The organism is Pseudoalteromonas fuliginea, from assembly GCF_000690055.1.
Taxonomy (GTDB): Bacteria; Pseudomonadota; Gammaproteobacteria; order Enterobacterales; family Alteromonadaceae; genus Pseudoalteromonas; species Pseudoalteromonas fuliginea.
Window position 1 is genome coordinate 32086 of the sequence record NZ_JJNZ01000029.1, and the last position, 25573, is coordinate 57658.

General features: G+C 39.0%; 22 protein-coding genes. 14 read left to right on the top strand and 8 right to left on the bottom strand.

What is annotated here, in order from left to right:
- Positions 1–8 precede the first annotated feature (8 nt).
- The gene (locus DC53_RS10540) at positions 9–860 is read right to left on the bottom strand and encodes an alpha/beta hydrolase (protein ID WP_033029682.1); all 852 of its coding nucleotides are present in this window, start codon (positions 858–860) and stop codon (positions 9–11) included.
- Between the two features lie 391 nt (positions 861–1251).
- Here DC53_RS10540 and DC53_RS10535 point away from each other — a divergent pair, with 391 nt between their 5' ends.
- Positions 1252–2541, top strand: a complete 1290-nt coding sequence (locus tag DC53_RS10535; protein WP_033029684.1) for an alkaline phosphatase — start codon at positions 1252–1254, stop codon at positions 2539–2541.
- A gap of 98 nt (positions 2542–2639) precedes the next feature.
- Here DC53_RS10535 and DC53_RS10530 read toward each other — a convergent pair whose 3' ends face one another.
- The 5 genes from DC53_RS10530 to DC53_RS10510 all read right to left on the bottom strand — a co-directional run bounded on the left by DC53_RS10530 (position 2640) and on the right by DC53_RS10510 (position 9916).
- A complete protein-coding gene (locus tag DC53_RS10530; RefSeq protein ID WP_033029686.1) occupies positions 2640–2969 on the bottom strand; it encodes a hypothetical protein in 330 nt (109 codons plus the stop codon).
- 68 nt (positions 2970–3037) lie between these two features.
- A complete protein-coding gene (tsaB, locus tag DC53_RS10525; RefSeq protein WP_033029688.1) occupies positions 3038–3739 on the bottom strand; it encodes a tRNA (adenosine(37)-N6)-threonylcarbamoyltransferase complex dimerization subunit type 1 TsaB in 702 nt (233 codons plus the stop codon).
- 9 nt (positions 3740–3748) lie between these two features.
- Positions 3749–5665 (bottom strand): DNA repair helicase YoaA, encoded by a 1917-nt coding sequence (gene yoaA, locus DC53_RS10520; RefSeq protein WP_033029690.1) that lies wholly within the window; start codon positions 5663–5665, stop codon positions 3749–3751.
- 106 nt (positions 5666–5771) lie between these two features.
- On the bottom strand, positions 5772–7634 hold the full coding sequence (locus DC53_RS10515) for a M28 family metallopeptidase (protein ID WP_007376289.1): 1863 nt from the start codon (positions 7632–7634) through the stop codon (positions 5772–5774).
- 89 nt (positions 7635–7723) lie between these two features.
- Complete coding sequence (locus DC53_RS10510) at positions 7724–9916, bottom strand: M4 family metallopeptidase (RefSeq protein WP_008138583.1); 2193 nt, start codon at positions 9914–9916, stop codon at positions 7724–7726.
- Between the two features lie 520 nt (positions 9917–10436).
- Here DC53_RS10510 and DC53_RS10505 point away from each other — a divergent pair.
- Complete coding sequence (locus tag DC53_RS10505) at positions 10437–11720, top strand: cation:proton antiporter (protein WP_033029692.1); 1284 nt, start codon at positions 10437–10439, stop codon at positions 11718–11720.
- Positions 11721–12003: 283 nt separating this feature from the next.
- A complete protein-coding gene (locus DC53_RS10500) occupies positions 12004–13860 on the top strand; it encodes a cytochrome c/FTR1 family iron permease (protein ID WP_081824561.1) in 1857 nt (618 codons plus the stop codon).
- Between the two features lie 100 nt (positions 13861–13960).
- On the opposite strand, the gene DC53_RS10495 is transcribed toward DC53_RS10500, so the two are convergent.
- Entirely contained in the window at positions 13961–14197 is a 237-nt protein-coding gene (locus DC53_RS10495) for a hypothetical protein (protein WP_033029694.1), read from the bottom strand.
- Between the two features lie 419 nt (positions 14198–14616).
- Between DC53_RS10495 and hisG the strand changes: the two genes are divergently transcribed.
- From hisG to DC53_RS10445, 10 genes are all read left to right on the top strand, one after another.
- On the top strand, positions 14617–15516 hold the full coding sequence (hisG, locus tag DC53_RS10490; RefSeq protein WP_007376294.1) for an ATP phosphoribosyltransferase: 900 nt from the start codon (positions 14617–14619) through the stop codon (positions 15514–15516).
- 5 nt (positions 15517–15521) lie between these two features.
- Positions 15522–16823, top strand: coding sequence for a histidinol dehydrogenase (gene hisD, locus DC53_RS10485; protein WP_033029696.1), 1302 nt, complete (start codon positions 15522–15524; stop codon positions 16821–16823).
- Positions 16813–17922, top strand: coding sequence for a histidinol-phosphate transaminase (gene hisC / locus DC53_RS10480; RefSeq protein ID WP_033029698.1), 1110 nt, complete (start codon positions 16813–16815; stop codon positions 17920–17922). Before hisD ends, hisC begins: the two co-directional genes overlap by 11 nt.
- A complete protein-coding gene (hisB, locus tag DC53_RS10475; protein WP_008138596.1) occupies positions 17919–18980 on the top strand; it encodes a bifunctional histidinol-phosphatase/imidazoleglycerol-phosphate dehydratase HisB in 1062 nt (353 codons plus the stop codon). Before hisC ends, hisB begins: the two co-directional genes overlap by 4 nt.
- Positions 18977–19567, top strand: a complete 591-nt coding sequence (gene hisH, locus DC53_RS10470) for an imidazole glycerol phosphate synthase subunit HisH (RefSeq protein WP_002960265.1) — start codon at positions 18977–18979, stop codon at positions 19565–19567. Before hisB ends, hisH begins: the two co-directional genes overlap by 4 nt.
- A gap of 33 nt (positions 19568–19600) precedes the next feature.
- Positions 19601–20335: a 1-(5-phosphoribosyl)-5-[(5-phosphoribosylamino)methylideneamino] imidazole-4-carboxamide isomerase gene (locus tag DC53_RS10465; RefSeq protein ID WP_033029700.1), complete on the top strand. Its 735-nt coding sequence runs from the start codon at positions 19601–19603 to the stop codon at positions 20333–20335.
- On the top strand, positions 20317–21096 hold the full coding sequence (hisF, locus tag DC53_RS10460) for an imidazole glycerol phosphate synthase subunit HisF (RefSeq protein ID WP_007376298.1): 780 nt from the start codon (positions 20317–20319) through the stop codon (positions 21094–21096). The genes DC53_RS10465 and hisF overlap by 19 nt, the downstream gene beginning before the upstream one ends.
- The gene (gene hisIE / locus DC53_RS10455; RefSeq protein WP_033029702.1) at positions 21087–21701 is read left to right on the top strand and encodes a bifunctional phosphoribosyl-AMP cyclohydrolase/phosphoribosyl-ATP diphosphatase HisIE; all 615 of its coding nucleotides are present in this window, start codon (positions 21087–21089) and stop codon (positions 21699–21701) included. The genes hisF and hisIE overlap by 10 nt, the downstream gene beginning before the upstream one ends.
- Positions 21702–21809: 108 nt before the next feature.
- Positions 21810–22340, top strand: coding sequence for a hypothetical protein (locus DC53_RS10450; protein ID WP_033029704.1), 531 nt, complete (start codon positions 21810–21812; stop codon positions 22338–22340).
- Between the two features lie 2 nt (positions 22341–22342).
- Positions 22343–22534 (top strand): DUF1289 domain-containing protein, encoded by a 192-nt coding sequence (locus tag DC53_RS10445; protein WP_033029706.1) that lies wholly within the window; start codon positions 22343–22345, stop codon positions 22532–22534.
- Positions 22535–22568: 34 nt separating this feature from the next.
- Here DC53_RS10445 and DC53_RS10440 read toward each other — a convergent pair whose 3' ends face one another.
- Positions 22569–23840 carry an O-acetylhomoserine aminocarboxypropyltransferase/cysteine synthase family protein gene (locus DC53_RS10440; protein WP_033029709.1) on the bottom strand — a complete coding sequence of 424 codons (1272 nt, stop codon included), beginning with the start codon at positions 23838–23840 and terminating at the stop codon, positions 22569–22571.
- A 353-nt stretch (positions 23841–24193) separates the two neighbouring features.
- Here DC53_RS10440 and DC53_RS10435 point away from each other — a divergent pair, with 353 nt between their 5' ends.
- The gene (locus DC53_RS10435; protein ID WP_050484138.1) at positions 24194–25510 is read left to right on the top strand and encodes a hypothetical protein; all 1317 of its coding nucleotides are present in this window, start codon (positions 24194–24196) and stop codon (positions 25508–25510) included.
- Positions 25511–25573 lie beyond the last annotated feature (63 nt).

Below are 25573 nucleotides of genomic sequence, written 5' to 3' on the forward strand. Positions count from 1 at the left end.
ATATACAATTAACGTGCACCACTTTGCACCATAAATGCTTGAATATATTCAAAACATTCGTTACTACTTTGCATATGACAATGATGTCCACCACCAACATTAATTACACTTAAGTCACTGTAATAACTAATATACTTAGCTAAATTCTGTTTTACAAACGTATAACCTTCATTACCTATAATTAATTGACATGGTGCAATTAAATCTTTTATTGCACCAATACATTGCGCTTCATCAAACCTAAAACCTGAATGATTTTTAAGCTTTGGGTCAGTCGTTAATTCAAACCCTCCATCGATTGCTTTTATGTTTCGATTCATTAAAAGCATAATTAGTTCATTATTCAAATCGGTAGTTTGTGAGCGTGCTTCATAAATTAGCGTTTTCGATTTATAAATTCTCGATTTCTTATTTTTTAATCTTGCTCTATTTAATACCGCATTTTTTAACTGTTCGCATACATCTTGGCTAGGGGTTGTAACGCAGCCAATGCCTTCAATAAAGGTAACCGACTTAACATAATCGTTAAAACAGCTAGCAAAAAGTCCTGCCACCATGGCTCCCATCGAGTGACCAACTAAATGTACTTTTTTTACACCAAGCGCATTTATAAACTGGTATAAATCATCAATATAATCAACAAAATAATAGTGAGCATCTTGACTTCGCCAAGATGACAAACCGTGGCCTGCAAAGTCAATACAGTACCAAGTATGCTCAGGCTCAACGCCATCAAGCATAGGAGCAAAGCTATTACTATTATCGAGCCAACCGTGCAGTGCAATTACAACATCAGCGCCCGACCCTTTCTTTTGACCATGAATATTTAAATTGTTGGTTTGAATATTAAATGGCTGCATACCAAACCTCTTGTTGTTTTTAATGCATTGTCATTTATAGCATACAAGTTGTCAGACCACTAACATCTCCCTATTTGTTCAGCCTTGATGAGACTTTCACTCAATAAATAAAAAACAAAGTAACCATTAATTTTCAATAAGTTAAATAAACCCTAAATTTAAGAAAAGATCAATTTTCTAAAAACTAAACAGCGTTTTAATCTATTGCATGTTTTTATAAATAATAACGAGTATAAATACTGTGAATGACAACTTTAATTACTATTTATAACCTATCGGCTTAAATAATCCACCTACCGAAATGGTTTATTACAAATATTCATTTATTTATCATACTAACTCTATACAATAAAAGCGGCTATTAAATAAGGTACACTCATAAGGTACAACCATGAAAAAACAGATCAGCTTATTGGCACTTTTATGCGCCACATCGGGTGTTTACGCAGAATCAGCACCTAAAAATGTAATTTATATGATTGGTGACGGCATGGGTCCGGCTTACACCACTGCTTATCGCTATTTTAAAGATGACCCTGCCACTAAAGAGATCGAAGGTACTGTTTTCGATACGATTTTAAAAGGTATGGCACATACTTACCCTGACGATCATACTTATGTAACCGACAGCGCAGCAGGTGCAACAGCACTGAGTAGCGGTCATAAAAGTTACAATGGCGCAATTGCAGTAGATACAGACAAAAAATCAGTTAAAACCATGCTTGAAATAGCAAAAGAGCGCGGTATGACAACAGCGCTTGTAGCAACATCACAAATAAATCATGCCACTCCAGCAAGCTTTGCTGCACATAATGAATCGCGTAATAACTACGACGATATCGCCAACGATTATATTGATAATAAAATTGTAGGTAAATTACCTGTCGATTTAATGCTCGGTGGTGGTACTCAATACTTTATTAGAGACGAACGTAACTTAGTTGATGAGTTTAAAGCTGCTGGTTATCAATACGGTGACGATATTAAAAACCTTGGCCAGATAACAAAAATACCAGCCATTGGCTTATACGCACCTAAAGGGCTGCCTTTCGCACTTGATGAAAATCCAACTCGCCTAACTCAGCTCACATCTAAAGCGCTCAATTTGCTAGATGACCAAAACAAGAATGGTTTTTTTGTAATGATTGAAGGCAGCCAAATTGATTGGTGTGGTCACGCAAACGATATAGCCTGTGCAATGGCTGAGATGGATGATTTTGCTAAATCAATAGAACAAGCAAAAGCGTATGTTGATAAAAACAAAGACACTATATTAGTCATAACGGCCGATCATTCAACAGGCGGGTTAACCCTTGGCGCACATGGTCAATACAAATGGGAAACTGATGTAGTAAAAGGTGTTAAAGCAACTGCTGGTAAACTAACTCAACTTTTACTGGATTCTGATGATTTAAAACCAGTATGGACTGCTAACACCAATATTGAATTTACAACTGAAAACCAAATAAAACTTGAGCAAGCTAAAAAAATGGGTGAAAAAGCGCTTAATTTAGCTGTTAAAAGCATTATTAGCAATGCAAGCTTTACTGGCTGGACAACTGGCGGACACACCGCTGTAGACGTGCAGGTATTTGCTTATGGTAAAGGCAGTGAACAATTTATTGGATCGCAAAACAATACCGATATTGCTGATAAACTAATCGGCTTTATTGAAAAATAAAAATTATATTTCACTTTGAATGACAAAAAGCCCGAACACATGTTCGGGCTTTTTATTAAATCTTATAGCTATATTCAAGTAAAGCGCGGTAATGCACTTTAAGCGTATATATCAACGCCTATTAAATTTTGTACTTCTGCTCTGCGTTCTAAATTAGCAAATTCAGTATAAGTAGAAATCGCTTTGCTTACTTGAGCTGTCGGTTGGTCGTAAATTGTTTGCCTGTATTCATTGCTTTTAGCACTGCTTTTAAACAGCTGATTAGCCAGTTCAACACCCTCGACACTGCTTTTTACATAATCGGTATTCGTTTTTTTAGCAGCCGGTTGGTCTAATAAGCTCTGTGGTTTATTAGTAACAACTTTGGTAGAGCTAACCCTACCCGGAATATCTCCGGTAAAAAAACCTGAACCAATAGGCAGCGTCATTACGCGTCTCCAACCTTAATAATGCATAAAATTATGATTTAAAAACAACCAATTTGCAAATAATATGATTACTCACGTCCTGGTAGCTTTTTCCAAGTCACCGTATCGCGCACATATTTAGGCTGAGCGTCGCTCGCTTTTACAACATCACCCGCTAAAAACGCGGCTTCAACATGCGCTAGCATATAACGTGCATCGGGTAATGTAATTTCACTATTAATTGCCACATTTTCAAAGTCATTAAGCGCATCAGGATAGGTTTTAAAACCCGTGCCCACCGCTACAGATGGCTCAGTGGTTGCTATATAATCATTATTTAGTAAATCAGGTTTTATAACGCATTCTTGGTTAACTAAAAGCATTAAATTATTTTGCGCTTGGTAATGTGCAAAGTATATTTCACCCATACGCGCATCTATACTTGGGTAAACACTAAGACTGCCGTTTTGTTCAAACGCTTGTTGCGCCATAATAGCCAGTGTCGAAACACCTACTAGCGGTAAGTTAGTTGAGTACGCTAAACCCTGCGCTATTGCTACACTAATACGTACACCAGTGAAACTACCTGGCCCTTGGCCAAAACCGATTACATCTAAATCTTTTAATTTGCAGTTTGCTTTAGTTAACAGCTCATCCACGAGTGGAAGTATTTTTTGGCTGTGCTGCTGCGGACACTCTTCAAAATGATGAAATGTTTGGCCCTGAAAATGTAAAACAATTGAAAGCGCCTCAGTAGAAGCATCAAGGGCTAGAATGTTACTTTTTATCATTTTATTACTCTAATTAATTTGTTGTAAAAATTTATTGGCATCTTCTAAACTTCGTGTTCGGCGCATTGGCGGTAAGCTTTTTAAAAATACTTGGCCATATTGTCGTGTAACTAAGCGATTATCACATATGACAAGTACACCTTTATCTTTGCTATCGCGTATTAAACGCCCAACACCTTGTTTAAGTGCAATAACAGCTTGTGGCAATTGTATATGCGCAAAAGGGTCTTTCCCCTGCATTTGGCAATCTTGCATTTTAGCTTGTAATAATGGGTCATCGGGTGCTGCAAATGGCAATTTATCAATAATAACACAACTTAACGTACTGCCGCGTACATCAACACCTTCCCAAAAAGAAGCCGTGCCGAGTAATACCGCATTACCATGGCGGGTAAATTTCTCTAAAATAATACGCTTAGACATTTGCCCTTGCATATAAACTGGGTAGTCTATTTGTGTAGTTAGCCCTTCGGCTACCAAATGCATCATTCGATAGCTAGTAAATAATACAAAACAACGCCCTTGTGCTGATTTTATAAGCTCAAGCGTTAATTTTACAATTGCATGGGGCATATTATCAGCGTGTGATTCGGGTAAGTAGCGAGGTAAACACAGCAGCGCCTGATTAGGGTAATCAAATGGGCTATCTACCATCATGCTTTGTTTTGGTTTTAAACCTAGGCTTGCATTAAAATGCGCTAGTTTGTTGTCAACCGAAAGTGTTGCTGAAGTGAATACAAAACCTGCGCCCGTGTCTTGCATCATTTGAGCAAACTTAGCTGATACATTTAATGGCGTTATATTAATTGTTAAATAACGGCGCGTTGTTTCATACCAATAACTAAAGCCGGTTTGGGCTGTATCAAAAACCCGCTCTAACTGCCCTTTAAACGCAAGTGCACGTTCAAATGGATGCTCAATTTTGTCGCTTCTATCTAGGCAAAGCTTAAGTACTTGGTAAACAAAATCTAAATCACTGATCACACGATGAAGTGCTGCGCATATTTGTTTATCACTGAGCTTTTCACGCCAATCGCCACGGCTGCCATCAACGCCAAACTGTAATCGTAAATCAGCAACGCTTGTCTCAAGCTTATTTAAGCTTTTACCGAGCTGCAGCATATCGGGAATTTCGGCTCTATAAATAGCACGTAAGTCATTAATTAAGTCCACCAGCTTTTTAGTGCTAACACTTTCACCAAAGTAATCGCTGGCAATTTCGCTTAACTGATGGGCTTCATCAAATATGTAAGCATCTGCTTTTGGCATAAGCTCGGCAAAGCCGCTTTCTTTTACGGCCATATCGGCAAAAAACAAATGATGGTTAATCACGACAACATCGGCATCGGCCGCAGTTAAACGTGCTTTGCGTATATAACAACTTTGAAAGTCTGGGCATTCTTTACCTAAACAATTATCGGTTGTTGAATTTACATAAGGCAGTACTTTGGCATCATCCTCTATACCAATACAATCAGCTAAATCGCCTGATTGCGTTTCGCTGGCAAATTTAGCAACCATGGCTAGTTGATGCATAACATCAGAGTCGTCCGTAGGTACATGTGCAACATGCTGATTAAGCCTGTATGTACATAGATAGTTTGCACGACCTTTTAATAGGGCCGTTTTTTTAGAGGCGCTGAGCGCTTTAACTAATTGAGGTAAATCGCGATGATACAGCTGCTCTTGTAGGGCTTTAGAGCCTGTCGATATTATCGTTCGGCCTTTTGATTTAAGTGCTGGGGCTAAATATGCAAACGTTTTACCCGTACCAGTACCGGCTTCAACGACCAATTGCGAACTGTTTTTTAATGCATCAGCAACGGCGACAGCCATATCTATTTGAGGTTGGCGAGGAGTGTATCCATCTAAAGACAACGCCAAAGGTCCGGTTGCGCTAAACAGTTGTTTGATAATACCAATCACTTTACAATAAATAATAGCGGGATTTTACGTAAGCTAAACATCAAGGGCAAGTAATTAAGTAATCGGTTTGAGTATATAAATAAGGGAGCAGAGCTCCCATTAGTTATTATTGCGCATTTATAGTTAAGGTTATTCCACTAGCTGCGCTGTACCCCTTTAAGTCAATATACCACTTGCCCGCTTGCGGGCTGGTAATACTACACGTTTCAGCATTACCATTTTTATACGGTCTACATTGATATACAGATTCAGTTGATTGACTGGCAAAATTCACATATAAATCGGCATCGCCTGAGCCACCAGCCATAGTTATATTTAAAGAGGAATACCCTGCTTCTAAGTCTTGTGTAAACCGCCCCCAATCTCCCGTAGCAACACTAATATCAGTTTCTGTTCGATTAATGGGTTCAATCGCTGTTGTTTCACTATAACTGGCAATAAGAGAAACATTAGCAATAGCGTTCCATGCTTCTACCATAACGTAATAAATACCGTTTTGGGCACTCGCAATATCACAACTTTCATTGCTCGATGATGTTGTACTTTTACAATCAAAATTTTCTAATGTAGGCGCTGTATTAAATTTAACATATAGGTCTGCATCACCGCTGCCACCTGAGGTAGTAAAGTTTAAGTTACTTGCATTATTAGGTACCTGTAGCGTATAGATAAGCTGCGCTTTAGCATCACCTGCAAGGCCAGAAACTGCAACACCATTTTGTAACTCATTATTAGCTGGTGGCACTATATCACCAGCATTTTTTGCCATTTCAGCTAAATAACTCACAGCAAGTTTTGCAAATTTACTAGCGTGGTCAGCATCAAAATTAGCGTCATTCTGTGTATGAATTAGCGGATTAATATCAGCCATCCTAGATTCAAATGGCATTGATGCTGCAAAGCCTTGTTGATACCATGATGCATGATCAGAACACCCATACCCACATTGGTCAAAACCATAGGTAATGTTAGGTAAGTAGGTATCAATTAACTGACCTAAAAATTGGTTTTGAGCATTTGTAGTGTAATCAGTCATCATTACAATATCTTCGCTACTGCCATTGTTTCCAGTCATATCAAATTGCACCATGCCGATCACATTTTTTCCTTGTGATTTATAAGATGAAGCAATATCTTTTGAACCTCTTAAACCAACTTCCTCTGCAGCAAAAGCCATTATATGAATTGTTTTTTGCGGTTTATAATCATTTTCAACAATCGATCTTAACACTTCAGATAATACAGCAATCCCCGATGCATTATCATCAGCCCCTGGTGAGCGACCGTTGCTTGGATTTGATTGATTAATTGAGTCTAAATGCCCACCAATAATGACAATTTCATCAGCCTCTTCATCTCCTGCAATAGTAACAATGACCGACGACTGCGCCCAGCTATGAGTAAAGTAATCAACATTTATATCATTACGTGTAGCTGCTAACTGTTGCCAGTAATCTTTTAGCCATTGTGAGGCATCTACCCCAGTTTGAGCCGTGTAATAGCGATTATAAAAGCTACTCATCGAATTAACTGTGTTCGTCAAATTATTTGGACTAATACTATTTATTAATTGCTGAGTTGTTTGCGGATTGTCAATGCTATATGTAGCAGCTAACGCACTTAGATTTTGATTTTGAACGGCAGCTAACTGCTGAGTGTATTCATTAGCCTCGATTAACGAATCGTGAGCAACAAACCCTCCACAGCGATGATAATTATCATGCATAAACTCACTTAAATGAGCAATATTTGCAGGCCTTATTTTTAACAAATTCACTGTTTGTAATGTTGTATCTTGTATACTCAATAATTCATCATTTGGTTTAAACGAGTTTTGAACCTGTTTATAATGTTTGGCTGCAACGGGATCTATCGTTACCCAAACACTTTCAGTGTCTTGTGCGTATGAGGGTTGGGTAAGTAATAAAGTACTAGCACTGAATAGCATAATTTTTATCGCGTGTTTCATTAATTGATACCTTTTAAGTCGAGTATTGCCTTTGAGACGAGGGAGTTTTGAAAAATAAAAAAGGGAGCGAATGCTCCCTAGAAATTAACTTAATTGGCTGAAATACTTAATGTTATACCGCTTGCCGCGCTATAACCTTGTAAGTCTATATACCATGTACCTGCTTGAGGATTTTCTATCGTACACGTTTCAACGTTTCCATTTTTATATGGGCGGCACTCATAAGAGCTAGTACTAGATGCTGAACCAAAATTTACATATAAATCAGCATCACCAGAACCACCGGCCATTGAAATATCGAGTGAAGAATACCCTGCATCTAAATTTTGCGTAAAGCGTGTCCAACCACCTGAAGCAACACTCACATTGCTTTCTGTACGGTTAATTGGCGAAACACCTCCGCCAGTAGACCCGTCATAACTACCTGTTAATGAAACGCCTGAAATAGCATTCCATGCCTCTACCATAACGTAGTATGTACCCGCTTGAGCACTACCTATAGAGCAGCTTTCAGTACTTGTAGAAGTTGTACTGTTGCAATCATAAGTGCTAAGTGTGGGTTTGCTTCCAAATCGTACGTATAAATCTGCATCACCAGAGCCGCCATTAGTATTAAATACTAAATTGCTAGCACCCGCTGGTACATCAAGTGTAAAAAACAACTGCTCTTTAGCTGAGCCACTTATACCAGTACGAGTAACGCCATTAGATAACGCTTCATCTTCCGCTGGCGGAGTGGTTGTGCCACATGAACTACCCGAACTTAAATTAGAGTTTACGCCAACAGCACTTAGGGCTGCTTTAACAGCACTTGGATCGTAATTTAAATCACAAGCTGCATCCATAACGCCGTTACCAGCAAGATCCCAGTTAGTGCTTGCAGTCCAATATAATTGGTTTGCACGAGCCATCACTTTAAATGCCTTTTCAGTATCCCAACCAGATGTAGTTGCTAAGTTATAAAATGCTTTATTAAACACCCCAGAACTATAATGAACATCCATTCCTGAAGAGTAGCTTGATTGATTATCAATTGATCTACCATCTTGTGTTGGATTATTCATGTAACGAAGAGCACCGTTGCCTTTAAATATATCTTTACCAACTAACCAATCGTTTGTGCCTTTCATGTAAAATTCAGCCGCTTCACCAGCCATATCAGAGAATGCTTCGTTTAAACCACCTGACTTTCCACTGTAAACTAAACCTGAGTTTTGCTCAGTAAAGCCGTGGCTTACTTCATGAGCTGATACGTCTAGGCTAACAAGTGGATAAAACGTATTTTGGCCATCACCAAAGGTCATCGCACTGCCATCCCAAAATGCATTTTCATAGTTACTACTATAGTGAACTCGCATTTGCAGTTGGAATGAAAGCGGCGGCGTACCAATCCAATCGTTATACATATTAAAAATTACGTTACCAAAATAATGTGCATCATTAAGTGGCGAATAGGCACCATTAATTTCTTTAAAGGTATTTTCAGGACATGTAAATGAATATGCACTTGAGCCACTAGTACCACCATTTAGGTTAATGGTTTTTACATTTGTGGTATTCATTGAACAGTTATTGCCTGTCTGACTTACATTTAAGCTATCAAAATCAGTGCCATAAATGTATTTCCCGGTTTTTAGATTACCACCTGGGCCTGTCGCATCAGCATGTTGAAGGTTATCAAAGCTAAAAAGTACATCTCCAGAATTTGCATCTATGATTTGATATGGACGTGATGGGTTACTTCCGTAAGTAACATAAGACACTTCATAAACCAAATGCGCTTCACCTTGCTCATCAACCCAAATGGCTAATTGTGATTTTTCATTATGTTTTTCTAAGCCAACAGACTTTATCGCTGCAGATGATTTTTGCAATCCCTTAGCTACTGCCAATTTTTGATTTAACTTTGGAGTAACTGTGTCAATATCGCTTGATATATCATATACAGCAGCACCATGAGCACGTTTAAGTTGCCCATTATTGTTAAACGTCAAGCTCACCGTATCTCCAATTACCGGTAATCCATTATATACTTGTTGATAACGACGAGTTGTATCACCGTTATTACTTTTTATTTCTTTTAATACAACCAGCTCATTTCCTGCCTCTAAACCTACTAACTGATCAGGGCTAACCATCAATACAGAAGACACACCATTTTGTGCTGAATTATTTATATTTGCTTGTTGATTTAAATATTTTTTATTTGCAGCTACTGCGCTTGTTGCTTGTACCAAAGTAAAGGCAGCAAGTGTTGCTATTGTGATTTTTGATAAATTCACGTTTACGCTCCATTTGTTTATTTGTTTGAATATACTTTTATTAATCGGTACATCTTGTTCCCGATTAAAGCAATCCTAGGCTACAAATCATACAATTGAAAATGAAACAAAAAATTTACAATTAAAGTATTAAAAAATAAATTAAAAACATTTAATTCAACAGCTTAATAAAAAACCATCAAATATTAAAAACATTTAATTAACACAATGTAAACATTTATTTACTTTGAGTAACATATTGAAATAAAAATAATACAATTAAGTGTATAAATTTAATAAAGTGATTTTTACAATACAAACACTATTAAATTTAACAAAAGGCCTAAAAAACAAACCTATTTTTAAAGGCGTGGCTGAAGCTTTAACATCTTTAATTTGTTATTTACTAAAACTATTTTTATTAAAAATAAAAATACAAATTGTCTAACAAACACTGTGACATAGCTATATCTCGGGAGTAACATAGGCATGTTTAGATCCCGCTTAACCATATGTTTTTCTCGTTAATTAAGGTTATTAAATGAATGCTTGGTACCTCATTTGTTTTCTCTCTGCACTTGCAATTTTTATTGCATTTGCAAATCAGTACATCCTCAAAATGCAAACTACTATTGCAATAACTACAGGCTCGGTTGTTATTTCTTTACTTTTGATTGTTGCAGTAAAATTATTAGGCGATCAAAACGCACTTGAAATGACAAAAATCGTCTCGAGTATTAACTTTAACGAATTACTCCTCAAAGGTATGTTAGGTTTCTTGCTTTATGCAGGTGCACTGGAAATAAACCTGTTAGCACTTAGAAAACAACGCTGGGAAATAACGGTGTTGGTACTGTTTTCCACTCTTGTTTCTACTTTTATTGTTGGCTACTTAAGCTTTTACTTATTTGCTTTTCTTGGCTGGTCAGTGCCTTTTATTTATTGTTTATTATTTGGTGCGCTTATTAGCCCAACCGACCCTATTGCTGTACTTGCTATTATTAAACAAATGCGAGCGCCAGAAGGAATCTCAGTTCAAGTAGAAGGTGAGTCGCTATTTAACGACGGTATTGGTTTAGTAATATTTACGACCATTTTTTCGGTTGCTTTTTATGGCACCGATGCACAATTTGGCGATATAGCAGAACTCTTTTTTGTAGACGCCCTAGGCGGTATTGCGTTTGGTTTGGTTATCGCTTTGGTTGGCCACTTTTTAATTATTAACAGCCGCGATGTAAATATTCGTTTATTGATAACCTTAACTATTCCTACTGCAGGTTTTGCTGCTGCAAATATTTGGGAAATATCAGGCGCACTTGCCATGGTAACGAGCGGCATATTAATGGGTAACATTACTCGTACTAAAGCAACCGAGCGCACGGGGCCTGAAGATACTCGTTACGTAAAAGATTTTTGGCATGCAACCGATAGCTTTTTAAATGCCCTACTGTTTTTAATAATTGGTATGCTAATTGTGACTATGCCTATTACAATCGGGGAAATTGGCTTAGGCTTACTAATGGTACCTGCAGTATTACTAGCACGCTTTATTAGCGTAGGCGCACCCTTTGTTATCTTTAAACGCTTTAGAACTTACGACAAGCACAGTGTTAAAATATTAACTTGGGGTGGTTTACGTGGCGGACTTGCACTTGCAATGGCGGCAGCAATCCCTCGCGAGCAAGTTTTTGTAGGCGGCTCTGACTTACACAACCTTATTGTTATTGTTACTTACGTTGTGGTTATATTTTCTATTATTGTACAAGGTTTAACTATCTCGCCGCTTATTCAAAGCAGCATTAAGTCAGCTGAGCAAGCAAAGTAATAAATGCTTTGTGAGCAATCAAATCAGTAACCAAGTTATTATATAAATCACTTGGTTACTGTTACTTTCGTGTTACAAAAACACTTTAAAGTTCTATAAATTGTTATCCTTTTTATTTATCTGCTTTGTTTAAATTAATCCGCTTGAAATACAAATGAAAACAATTATAATTTTGGCTTTTCCTCTGTAGGGCTTTTCAATGTCCAAAAATAATTCTCACGTGTTTTTTAATTTTGTATCTCTGGGCAAACATCAATTTCATTGTTTTTTTGTGCTTTTTATAATGGCTATGGCAAGCTTTAATGTGTCGGCCTCACCTAATGAGCAAACAAAAATAAAACAAATTGCACAGCTTGCAGAGTATGTAGGTGTAGATTACGTGGCAGCTGTTGGAAATGGTGAAATACTTGACCCTGACGAATATCAAGAAATGACTGAATTTTCGCACGTCATTATTGAGCAAGCTGGACAGCTATCAGGCCAAACCAATGAGTTTGATACAGTAAAAGCACAAGCTAAAGCACTGCATACAGCGATTGCTAATAAAGCGAGTGTTGTAGATGTACGTGCAGCAAGCTCAGCACTTCGTGAGTCACTACTTACCTTTATGCCGCAACTATCGTTACCTACATCACTACTTCCCGTTGAGCAAACTAAAGCGCTTTTTGCTACTAACTGCTCAATGTGCCACGGCCCAAATGGTCAAGGCGACGGCCCGCTTGCAAAAAACTTATCGCCAGAGCCTACCAACTTTACCGATGAAGAACGCGCAACAAACCGCTCTTTAATGGGGTTGTTTGACGCTGTAAGTAACGGCATTGACGACACACCTATGGTTGCTTTTACCCAATTTAATGAACAACAACGATGGTCTTTAGCTTTTTATGTAGGTAGCTTGGCATTTAAAGATGTTCAAAAACCACAAACTGTAGAACAAAACATTACCGCTTCGCAGATTGTAAACCTAAACCCCGCACAATTATCGGCAGGTCAAAGTGAAGCACAAGCACATTACGTTAAATGGCTTCGTGGTAATCCAGAGCAATTATTTAGCGCTAACAAAAATCCGATAACAGTTACTCGCACGCAGTTACTTGCAGCGCAAGCCGCACATGCTAAAGGCAATTACTCACAAGCAAGTGATTTAGCAATTAGCGCATACTTAGATGGCTTTGAGCTTGTTGAAAACAACTTAAATGCCTACGATGAAACACTGCGTAAAAACATCGAAGTACGACTGATGAACCTGCGCCAAACATTCAAAAACGAAAAAGATACGGCCGTTGTTGCCGAAAAAGTAAGTGCCGCACTAACTCAACTCGCTAAAGCAGATAGCATGCTAAACGAAACTAAGCTAACTGACGGCGCGCTACTTTCAGCAAGTTTAGTTATATTACTGCGAGAAGGCTTAGAAGCACTCTTAGTTATTATTGCCCTTATGACTGTGCTTATTAAAACTAAACGCAAAGATGCGCTAAAATATGTACATATTGGTTGGATAACAGCACTTATTGCTGGTGGTTTAACGTGGGCTGCTGCGCAAACATTAATAGAAATAAGTGGTGCGAGCCGCGAAGTAATGGAAGGTGTTGGCGCATTATTTGCCGCTGTAATTTTACTGTATGTTGGCGTATGGATGCACAGTAAAACAAGTGCGCAACAATGGCAAAAATATATAAAAGACAATATAGATAAGCGCCTTGAGTCGGGTACATTATGGGGATTAGCGGGGCTTTCTTTTATTGCCGTATACCGAGAAGTATTCGAAACCGTGCTGTTTTATCAGTCATTATTAACGCAAAGCTCGCCTGCTCAATATTCATCTATCGCATCGGGTTTTGCGATAGCTATAGCAATACTGGCTATTATTACGTGGGTATTAATTAAATACTCAATTAAATTACCGGTGGCTAAGTTTTTTTACATTACCACTTACCTACTATTTGCACTCTCGTTTGTACTTATGGGCAAAGCCGTTATTGCATTACAAGAGGCCGATATAATAGGTATTGCGTCGCTACCAATAAGCTTTGATATAGCATGGCTTGGTATAAAATCGACATGGCAAGGTATTGTGGCTCAGGTATGTGTGTTTGCAATATTTAGCTTTTATATATTTAAAAGCAAAAACCAAGAGTAATGCTAATCTGCTTAAGAGTTTAAGCTAATTGGCATAAGCAAAAAGGCCCGCAAGGGCCTTTTTGAGTTAATTGCTTATGTATTTAGTAAAGTTGGTATTATCAAGCCCATGTATCTAAATGGGGGTTTTCGTCATCGTCTACGTTAGACTTTTTTTTACTATTTTGATCATCAAGCATATTGAGCTGTTTCTTTTTTTGTAACTCACGCCTTTTTTTATTCTCTAGTTCAACTTTTTCAGTAGCCGATCCACTTTGCACACCCGCAATATGGAAAGCGCCTTTTGACTCAACTTCTAGCCTGGTGATTCTTCCTAAATAAGGGATCATGATATCCATACGTACTTCCTTATTTAACTGTTTGATTATCAAAATGCTAAATTTGAATGATAAACAAACAATTATTCGCTAAAATTGCGCTTATTATCTTAATATTATCGACAGTTATAACATATGCTTTAATTAAGCTAAAAAAAACTTGCCATAATATGGCCGTTTATGTTTTTATGAATGCGAAATTTATTTAAACAAATAACAACTGCACGTTTGCGAACTTACGGGCAGTTACATAGGACAAAAAATGCGCTTAAACCTGACAACAGTACATCATCACCACCATTCACCGGAATAACCTGTCAGGTCTTTCGCTGAGAGGTTATTCCTAAAAGGAACCTCTGGCGATTCAAATAACATTGATTCATTTTCGCCCTGAGGTTCCCCTCGGGGTTTTTAGTTTTTAAATTAAAGGAAAATGAATAATGAACAACAGTAATCGTCTACGTATCGCCATCCAAAAAGGCGGCCGCCTATCTAAAGATTGTCAAGATCTGTTAAAACAGTTAGGTGTTAAACTTAACCTTCGTGAACAACGCTTAATTGCACACTCAACTAATATGCCAATTGACGTACTACGTGTGCGCGATGACGATATTCCGGGTTTAGTAATGGACGGTGTATGTGACTTAGGTATAGTTGGCGAAAACGTACTAGTAGAAGTTCAAGCAGAACGTGAACGTCAAGGTGTTCCCAGCGAAGTAAACAAACTTTCAAAACTAGATTTTGGTTACTGTCGTCTTGCACTTGCATGGCCACAAGAGCTAGGCGCTCGCGATAAAAGCTGGTTTGAAGGCAAACGTATTGCAACTACCTACCCAGAAATTTTAACTCAATGGTTAAAGCGCGAAGGCATTAACGCAAGTACAGTAATGCTTACGGGCTCTGTTGAAGTAGCACCACGTGCGGGTTTATCTGATGCAATTTGTGATTTAGTATCAACTGGCGCAACACTTGAAGCTAACGGCTTAATTCAAGGTGATACAATTTTAGAATCAAACGCATGTTTAATTCAAAATAAAGATCTGCAAGACGCTGACAAACTAGCACTAATCAATAAGCTTATGCCGCGCCTACGTGGTGTTAGACAAGCTAAAGAAAGCAAATACATCATGCTACACGCACCAAAAAACAAACTTGATGAAATTTGTGAAATTTTACCTGGTTCTGGTCAACCGACTCTACTTGCCCTTGCGGGTAATGAAGAATACGTAGCACTGCACATGGTAAGCAGCGAAACATTATTTTGGGAAACAATGGAGCAGTTAAAAGCCCTAGGCGCCAACTCTATTTTAGTTATGCCAATTGAAAAAATGATGGAGTAAGTACCATGCTTCGTTGGAATGAGGAATCTTCACAAGTACAAGCAGCGGCGCTAATGCGCCCTGCAGTTTCTGTAAGCGCAAAGGTTGAAGCAATATGCAAAACTATTTTAGCTAACGTAAAAGAGCAAGGCGATGAGGCCTTACTTAGCATGGCCAAAGAGTTTGATAATAGAGCTAACCCACGTTTGCGCGTACCGCTAGATGAAATTAACGCATCTGAGCAAGCACTAAGTGCTGAGCTTAAATACGCAATTGACACCGCTTATGCAAATGTTAAACGTTTTCACGAAGCGCAGTTGCCAAAAGATATTAAATTATCAACCCAACCAGGCGTTGTATGTGAACTGAAATATCAAGCCATCGAAGCAGTCGGTATTTATGTACCCGGTGGCAGTGCTCCACTGCCATCGTCGGTCATTATGCAAGGTGTATTAGCACAGTTAAGCGGCGCTAAAACCGTTGTACTAGCTACGCCGGTACAAGGTGATAAAGCAATTAACCCTGCTATTTTATATGCAGCTAAGTTATGTGGCATTACTACTTTGATAGAAAGTGGTGGCGCAGGCGCAATTGCAGCAATGGCTTATGGCACCGAATCGGTTCCTAAAGTAAACAAAATTTTTGGCCCAGGTAATAGCTTCGTAACAATGGCTAAACAGCTCGTTGCGCAAACTATCCCAGGTATGGCCATTGATATGCCAGCAGGTCCTTCTGAAGTATTAGTTATTGCAGATGAACGTGCAAACCCAGAATTTATAGCCGCCGATTTACTCTCACAAGCAGAGCACGGCGCAGACTCGCAAGTTATTTTATTATGTAACAGCGAAAGTATTGTAGAACAAACTCAGCAGGCACTTACACGCCAATTAGCTAGTTTGAGCCGCAAAGAAACAGCCGAGCAAGCGCTCGCTAATTCTTCACTTATTTTGGTTGATTCAGTTGAGCAAGCATTTGACGTATCGGCGCAATACGGCCCAGAGCACTTAATTTTACAACTAGGCGATGCAACACCTTACCTAGATAAAGTTAAAAATGCAGGCTCAGTATTTGTAGGTGACTACACACCAGAATCTGCAGGCGATTACGCATCGGGTACTAACCACGTGTTACCAACATATGGTTACAGTGCAACATACTCGAGTTTAAACTTGCTTGATTTTTTTCGTACATACACAGTGCAAACAATTACTAAAAGTGGTTTAACGCAGCTTTCAAAAGCAATTTTACCACTTGCAGATGCAGAAGGCCTTGATGCCCACGCTAATGCGGTTTCAATTCGTTTAGAGGCAATTAAAAATGAGCAATGAGAGCGCACAAGCGTCTAGCTTATTACCTAAGAATATTGCAGCCCTTGCTGCATACAGCTCTGCAAAAAGTGAAAAGCTAACCGGTACTACGTGGCTAAATGCTAACGAAAGCCCGTATGCTAAAAATCTTGAACTGAGTATTGAGGATTTAAATCGCTACCCCGACCCACAACCGCAACTGGTTATTGACCGTTACGCCGCTTATACAGAGCTTGAAAGCGAAAATGTATTAATGACGCGCGGCGCAGATGAAGGCATTGAGCTTTTAGTGCGCACATACTGTGAGCCAGCTAAAGATAGTATTGCGCTATTTTTACCAACCTACGGTATGTACAAAGTTACCGCCGATACACACAACGTTAGTATTAACGCGCTTACCCAAGAGTTATTATTAAGTGGCAGTGCTGACGAAATAGTCGCAGCTGTTGGCAGCTCAAAACTAGTATTTATTTGTAACCCAAATAATCCAACGGGCAGCCTAACACCACTTGATAAAGTAAAAGCGATTGCAACAGCACTTGCAGGTAAAGCATTAGTTATTGTTGATGAAGCCTATATAGAGTTTTGCCCAGAGCAAAGCGCGACTAAGCTTATTAATGAGTTTAGTAATGTAGTGGTTTTGCGTACGCTTTCTAAAGCCTTTGCGCTAGCAGGGCTCAGAACAGGCTTTACGCTTGCACAAGCGAGCGTACTAGCGCCAATTCGTAAAGTCATTGCGCCGTATCCAGTATCTGGCGTTGTAGCAAGTATTGCAGCGCAAGCAATTGCACCCGATGCAATTACATCAATGCGTCGCCAAGTTACTATTTTAAATAGCTTAAAAGCTAAGTTGGTAGATTGGCTAAACGCCTCCCCTGCTGCATTAAAAATTCTCACTGGTGAAGGTAACTTTGTTACTTTAAAATTAGCCGATAAAAACTATTTTAAAATTGCACTTGAGCAAGGTTTGGTTATGCGCGCTTTTACACTATACGGTGAAGACGACTGGCTACGAATTTCAATTGGCAGTGAACAAGAACTTGAACAAGTAAAAATTTGGTTAGATGGCTTACAAACGCCGGCTACCGCAGCATCTTTAGCAGGAAACGAAGTATCATGAGTAACCCCTATTTATTTATAGACCGCGACGGCACTATTATTGAAGAGCCAATTACCGACAAACAGGTAGATAGCCTTGAAAAGCTAGCATTTTTACCTGGCGTTATCCCTGCGTTGTTACAATTACAAGCGGCAGGTTACCGTTTAGTAATGGTATCTAACCAAGATGGTTTAGGCACAGATAGCTTTCCTACTGCTGATTTTGACATAGCACAAGACAAAATGATGGACATAATGCAAAGCCAAGGCATTAGCTTTGACGAGGTATTAATTTGCCCACACTTTGACGAGCAAAACTGTGATTGCCGTAAACCTAAAACGGGCTTACTTACCGAGCTTATGCGCTCTGGCAAAGTAGACTTAGCGCGCTCTTTTGTTATTGGCGATCGCCAGACCGATATTGGCCTTGCTCAAAACTTATGTTGTGAAGGTATTTTATACGACGGTGATTGGAGTGCGATAGTGACAAAATTGACCACCGCAAACCGCGAAGGTCGTGTTACACGCAACACCAAAGAAACCCAAATTGATGTAGCCATAAACTTAGATCAAACTAAAAATGGCAGCATAGACACCGGACTTGGCTTTTTTGATCACATGCTTGATCAAATTCGCACCCACGCAAACATTGGCTTAAACATTAAAGCCAAAGGCGATTTACACATAGATGAGCACCACCTTGTTGAAGACATTGGTATTGCTCTTGGTGTCGCACTTAAACAAGCGCTTGGCACTAAATCGCAAATTGCACGCTATGGTTTTGCGCTTCCTATGGACGAGTGTAAAGCCGAAGCACAAATTGATTTATCAGGTCGTGCATCATTTGTATTAAACGCTAACTTTAGCCGCGAAAAAGCAGGCGACTTAGACGTGCAAATGGTTGAGCACTTTTTCAAAAGCTTAAGTGATAACGCCGCTATTAGCCTTATTTTATCGGTAAGCGACGGTAACTGTCATCACCAAGTAGAAGGCTTATTTAAAGCGTTTTCACGTGCTCTTCGTATGGCAGTAGCACAAGACACGACCCAACAAACAGCCAGCTCTAAGGGATGTTTATGATTGCCATAATTAATACCGGTTGTGCCAATATAAATTCAGTACGCTTTGCGTTTGAACGCTTAGGCCAAACGCCAACAGTAATTACTTCACCAGAACAATTAGCGGGTTTTGAGCGCGCTATATTGCCAGGTGTAGGTCACGCGTCGGTTGCTATGAAACGCCTAGTAGATAACGGCTGGCAACAAGCTATAAATGAATACCAGCGCCCGCTTATGGGCATTTGTTTAGGTATGCAGTTACTGTGCGAAAGTACCGAAGAAGGTAACGTACAGTGCTTGGGTAAAATACCAGGGCAAGTAAAAGCGCTTGATGTAGGCAATTTAACGTCGCCGCATATGGGTTGGAATAACTTAAGCGTTAACAAAGAGCATGCATTAACTAAAGGGCTGACGCTCGATGAGCAAGTGTATTTTGTTCACAGCTTTGCGCACACCGTAAACGACGCCACACTCGTGAGCGGCGAATATGGTCAAACCTTTTCAGCCATTGTTGCTAAAGACAATTATGCAGGCATGCAATTTCACCCAGAGCGCAGCGCAAAAGTTGGCGCACGTTTATTACAAAATTTTGTTGATTGGCAGTTATAAGCTGCCCATTAACTAACAAAAAAGAGATTATTTGTGATTATTCCAGCATTAGACGTATTACAAAATCAAATTGTGCGCTTGTACCAAGGTAAATACGACACAGCACAGTTTTACCCTTTCGAACTTGGCACGCGTTTAAAAGAATACGCCGACAGTGGCGCAGATAAACTACACCTTGTAGATTTAGAAGGTGCACGCGATCCAAGTAAAAAACAGTGGAAACATATTCAAGCTGCAACCAAAGCACTTAACGTACCGTACCAAGTGGGCGGCGGTATTCGCTCGGAGCAAGATGTAAGTGATTGGCTAAAAGCCGGTGCAAACCAAGTTGTTATTGGTTCAATGGCAGTAGAAAAACGCGAACAAGTAAAAGCCTGGATTGAGCAATTTGGCGCAGAGCATTTTGTAATTGCCCTTGATGTAAATAAAACAGCCACGGGCTGGGCGCCAGCAACACACGGTTGGTTAAGTGAATCTGAGTTTGGTTTACTTGAGCTGGTAGATTTTTATGTAGGCTTAGGTGTTATCGACTTTTTATGTACGGACATCAGTAAAGATGGCACCATGACGGGTCCATCGTTTGAGCTTTACGAAGATTTAACTCGCCATAACAGCACAATTAAAGTGCAAGCCTCAGGGGGCGTAAGCTCACTAGATGACATTAAAAAGCTTAAAGAGCTAGGTGTTGGCGGCGTTATTTTAGGTAAATCATTGCTTGATGGCGCATTTAGTGTTGAGGAGGCGTTGGCATGTTATCAAAACGCATAATCCCATGTTTAGACGTTAAAGACGGCCAAGTAGTTAAAGGCGTTAAATTTAAAGGCCATGAAGTTGTTGGCGATATTTTAACAATGGCTAAAGCCTACAGCGAAGCTGGCGCCGATGAACTGGTTTTTTACGAAATCAGTGCAAGCGTTGAAAAACGCCTACTTGATGTAAATTGGGTAGAAAGTATTGCACGAAATATCGATATTCCATTTTGTGTAGCGGGCGGTATTAAATCAGTGGCTGATGCAGCGCGTGTTTTAGAACGCGGTGCTGATAAAATAAGCATCAACAGCCCTGCTATTGCGCGCCCTGAACTTATTAAAGAATTACACGATGAGTTTGGTAAGCAATGTGTTGTAGTCGGCATTGACAGCTTTTTTGATGAAATTACTGGCGAGTATTTAGTGTATCAATTAACCGGCGATCCTAATGCATCAAGCCGTACGCGCTATAAAACACAAGAATGGGTTAAACGCGTACAAGACCTAGGCGCAGGCGAAATTGTATTAAACTGTATGAACCAAGATGGCGTTCGTAACGGTTACGACAACGAGCAACTAAGTAAAATTCGCGAGCTGTGTGATATTCCTTTAATCGCCTCTGGCGGTGCGGGTAGTATGCAAGATTTTGTTGATGTATTTAAACAAAGCAAAGTAGATGGTGCATTAGCCGCCAGCGTTTTTCATAAAAATGTGATTAACATTGGCGAACTAAAACAATTTTTAACAGATAACCAAGTGGCAGCAAGATTATGCAAGTAACACAACAAAACCAAGCTCAAGTCGATTTCGCTAAAAGTGACATGATCCCTGCTATTATTCAAGATGCCCGCTCGGGTGTTATTTTAATGCAAGGCTTTATGAACAGCGAAGCACTCGCTGTTACGCTTGATACCAATAAGGTAACGTTTTACTCGCGTTCAAAATCGCGTTTATGGACTAAAGGTGAATCATCAGAAAACTACTTAAACGTAGTATCTGTGCATACAGATTGTGACTACGATTCAATTTTAGTACTTGCCAATCCAGAAGGCCCAACGTGCCACTTAGGCACACAAAGCTGTTTTGGTGATGAAGCAAAACCAAGTTTAAGCTTTTTAGCACAATTAGAAGATGTGATTGTTGAGCGTAAAAATGACGACCCATCAAAAAGCTACACTGCCTCATTATTTGCAAAAGACTTAAGCCGTAGTTGTCAAAAAGTAGGTGAAGAAGGCGTAGAAGTTGCCCTTGCCGCTATGAAACACGATAACGATGAGCTAACAAACGAATCTGCTGATTTAATTTATCACCTGACAGTATTACTACAACGCCAAGGCTTAGCCCTTGAAGATGTAGTTAAATGCTTGCAAGGTCGCCATAAATAGCATTAGTTGTGACTAACAAAGAGGCTCATATTTATATGGGCCTTTTTATTTTTACAGTAAATCACGTGTGATATAGTGCGTGGCTAAATTAATCGGTTACTGTGAACTATGAAAAACTATATTATTCTTCTTATCATCGCGTTTATTTTAGCGGGCTGTACCAGCAAAACTAATCAGACTACAACAACCACTACTACAACGAATCAGTCTGTAAAAACCACAGTAACACCCGGTGAATGCAGCACCATGAATAACCTATTAAATGGTTATGAGTCTGGTTTTAATTCAATCAAAACAGATAAAGTAAATAACCAGTTTACTAATCAATGGCGTACTAATACTCATATGATTGGAGCAAACTGTACGGTTACTTTAAATAAGTCAGGGCAAGCAAGCTACCAATGCCAAACACCTGTTAAAACACAAACGCAAACAATAAAGTCACATCAAAAACTGGCTAAGCAATTACGCCAATGCTTAACCAAAGCAGGCTGGTTTGAAAGCCAAAAAGAAACAGCAAGTTCAATTTACAGCACCTTTGTACTTGATACTAAAACCCCTGTCATTACACTTGCTACTAATCAAGAAGGTAATGGGTTTTCTTCTCGCTTTGAAATTGCACCACCATTAGGACTTTAACAATGCGCCAATTAAATCAAAACAAAAAACCGTCTAAATTTAAAACTGATTGCCTAGGAATATGCGAAAGGCGCAGCGGTTACTGCACCGGTTGTGGGCGTACCAACGAAGAAATATTTGATTGGATAATATTATCTGAAGATGAAAAAAAAGCGATTTTAGAAACACCACGAGTTGATATAAGAAAAACATAATAAAGCCTCGATACCTCAAGGCTTTAAATTAACGTTATGCTTTATCGAGCGCTTGGCTTACATCGGCAATTATGTCTGCAATGTTTTCAATACCGACTGACAAACGGATTAAATCGCGACTTACACCCGCATTAGCAAGCTCTTCATCATTTAGCTGGCGGTGTGTAGTTGACGCAGGATGGCACGCAAGCGACTTGGCATCGCCAATATTAACTAAGCGTAAAATCATGTTTAGCGCATCAATAAAACGAGTACCCGCTTCTAGGCCACCCGTAATACCAAAGCTTAAAATACCCGATGCTTTACCACTGGTAATTTTTTGACTCATTTCGTTATACGGGCTTGATTTAAGCCCTGCGTAATTAACCCAAAGCACTTTTGGATGATTTTCTAAATACTCAGCCAGGTGCTGTGCATTTTCGCAGTGGCGATCCATTCTTAAGCCTAAGGTTTCAAGGCCGATTAAAATGTCAGATGCGTTTTTAGGGGCAAGCGCTGCGCCGGTATTTCTAAGTGGCACTACTCTACAACGTCCAATAAATGCAGCTTCAGCAAAAGCTTCGGTATAAACCACATTGTGATACGACGGATCGGGCTCGTTCATCATTGTAAAGCGCGTGGCATTCGCTTTCCAATCAAATTTACCTGAGTCGACAATCATGCCGCCAATGGCAGTACCGTGCCCGTTTATATACTTTGTAAGTGAGTGAACCACTATGTCGGCGCCCAGCTCAAATGGGCGGCATAAATACGGCGTAGCCACGGTATTATCAACAATAAGCGGCACACCTTTGCTGTGTGCAATACGTGCTAAACGTTCAATATCAACAATATTACCTGCCGGGTTACCAATAGATTCACAAAAAACAGCGCGAGTGTTGTCGTCAATTGCATTATCGAACGCGGTAAAGTCATCGGCTTTAATCATGCGTGCTTCAATACCTTGCCTAGGTAGTGTATGAGCAAATAAGTTATATGTGCCACCATATACTTGGCTGGTGCTTACAATGTTAGTACCGACTTCACACAAACATTGAATAGCATACGTAATAGCAGCCATCCCAGAGGCAACAGCCAGCCCACCAATACCCCCTTCCATCGCGGCAATACGTTGTTCAAGTACAGCATTGGTTGGGTTCATTATGCGGGTGTAAATATTTCCAGGTACTTTTAAATCGAATAAATCAGCACCATGCTGCGTATTGTCAAATGTATAAGAAGAAGTGTGATAAATAGGCACGGCTGCCGATTTGGTCGTAGCCTCAGATTCGTAACCGTGGTGCAGTGCTAATGACTCTAATTTCATAATTATTTCCTTCAATTAATTTACCACTAACCTAGCACTTCTTGGTTATAAAATGCACATGAAATATACTAAAGGATGTTGAGGTAGTGTTGAGGCTGTTTGATTTAAGTTAAAGGCGACGGTTAATGGGCATTCAAATGATATTTAACAACTAATCAGTCCTTTAACTAACAATATAATAACCCACCTCGGCATAATATTTATAATTGGTAATAACTTACACAATTTGCTATTAATAGAAGTCCATAAAATAAGAACATTTTTCGCGAAAAAATAGGAAATGAGGCCATTAAGAAAGCTGGTATTAAGCCCTGCTAGCCTCGGTTTAAAATTTAAGGATTGAATATATTAATATGACTGTTGAACACACTAAAGCAAAATTCTGGAAGTGCGCGCTACAAGTAAATCCGGCAAGTTATATAACGTATCGGGGACAGAATCAGGATTGTTCAGAAGATGACTATAATAAGAAATTATTAGAGGTTTGTCTTGAGGAATCAATAAAAGTTGTAGGGATAGCGGATCACGGCAATGTTGATTCAGTTGCAAAAATTAGAGAAACTTTTAATGCACAGGGAGTCATCGTCTTCCCAGGTTTTGAAATTGCAACTAGCGAGAAAATACATTTAGTTTGTTTATATCCAGAAGATACAAGTATTCAGACTTTAAATAATTATTTATATGAGTTTGATATAGACACATCTAACGGTACAAAGCCATCAACTAAAAGTGCAGACTTTATTCTATCTACAGTTATTGAAAAAGGTGGCTTTGTATATGCTGCACATTGCACAGATGACAGCGGTGTTTTAAAACAAAAGCTAAACAATATTTGGAAAAACCAGAATTTATATGCCGCTCAAATCCCAACTTCATTAGAAGCACTTAAAGAACAAGGCGACCAAGCAAATCATCAGATCCTTCAAAATAAAAATCCTGATTATAAACGTGAAAAAAATATTGCGATTATAAATGCTAAAGATATAGAAGATCCTGAAACATTGAGAAAAGAAAATGCGACTTGCTTAGTAAAGATGTCAAAACCTTGCTTTTCCTCATTTAAACTAGCATTTTCAGATTCTGAATCCCGCGTTCGCCTTAATTCTGATATTAAAGAAAAATATTACTCAAGAATAGAGTCTGTTAGGTTTGTTGGTGGATTTCTCGATGGAATCAATATCAACTATTCCGAGCATTTAAATACCTTAATAGGTGGCAGAGGAACAGGTAAATCGACTTTAATAGAGTCAATTCGTTATGTGTTAAAAATAGAACCTATTAGTAAAGAAACAAAAGCACAGCATCTTAAAGTTATAAAGCAAAATCTTGGTTCAGGGTTTGCTGAGTTGACTGTTAAGTCAGCAGTAAAGCATGGAAAGTTATATAAGATATCAAGACGCTTCGGTGAATCCCCAATAGTAAAAGATGAAAGCGGATCCATCTCTACTTTTTCCCCCTTAGATTTATTGCCTAATATTGAAATTTTTGGTCAAAATGAAATTCATGAAATAGCCAAAGAATCAAGTGAGCAACTAAAAGTAGTAGAGCGGTTTTTAAATACGGATAAAATTGAGCAAGAATCAGGTATTTCAACAGTTAAAGAATCGTTAGTCACAACACGAAATAATATCACTGGTTGTAGTGGTACAGTGATTTTGGCCACCCATTAAGAAAGAAATGTTATGCTAATAAGCATACAAATTTGGGTGAAAAAATGACGAAATTAAAACGCG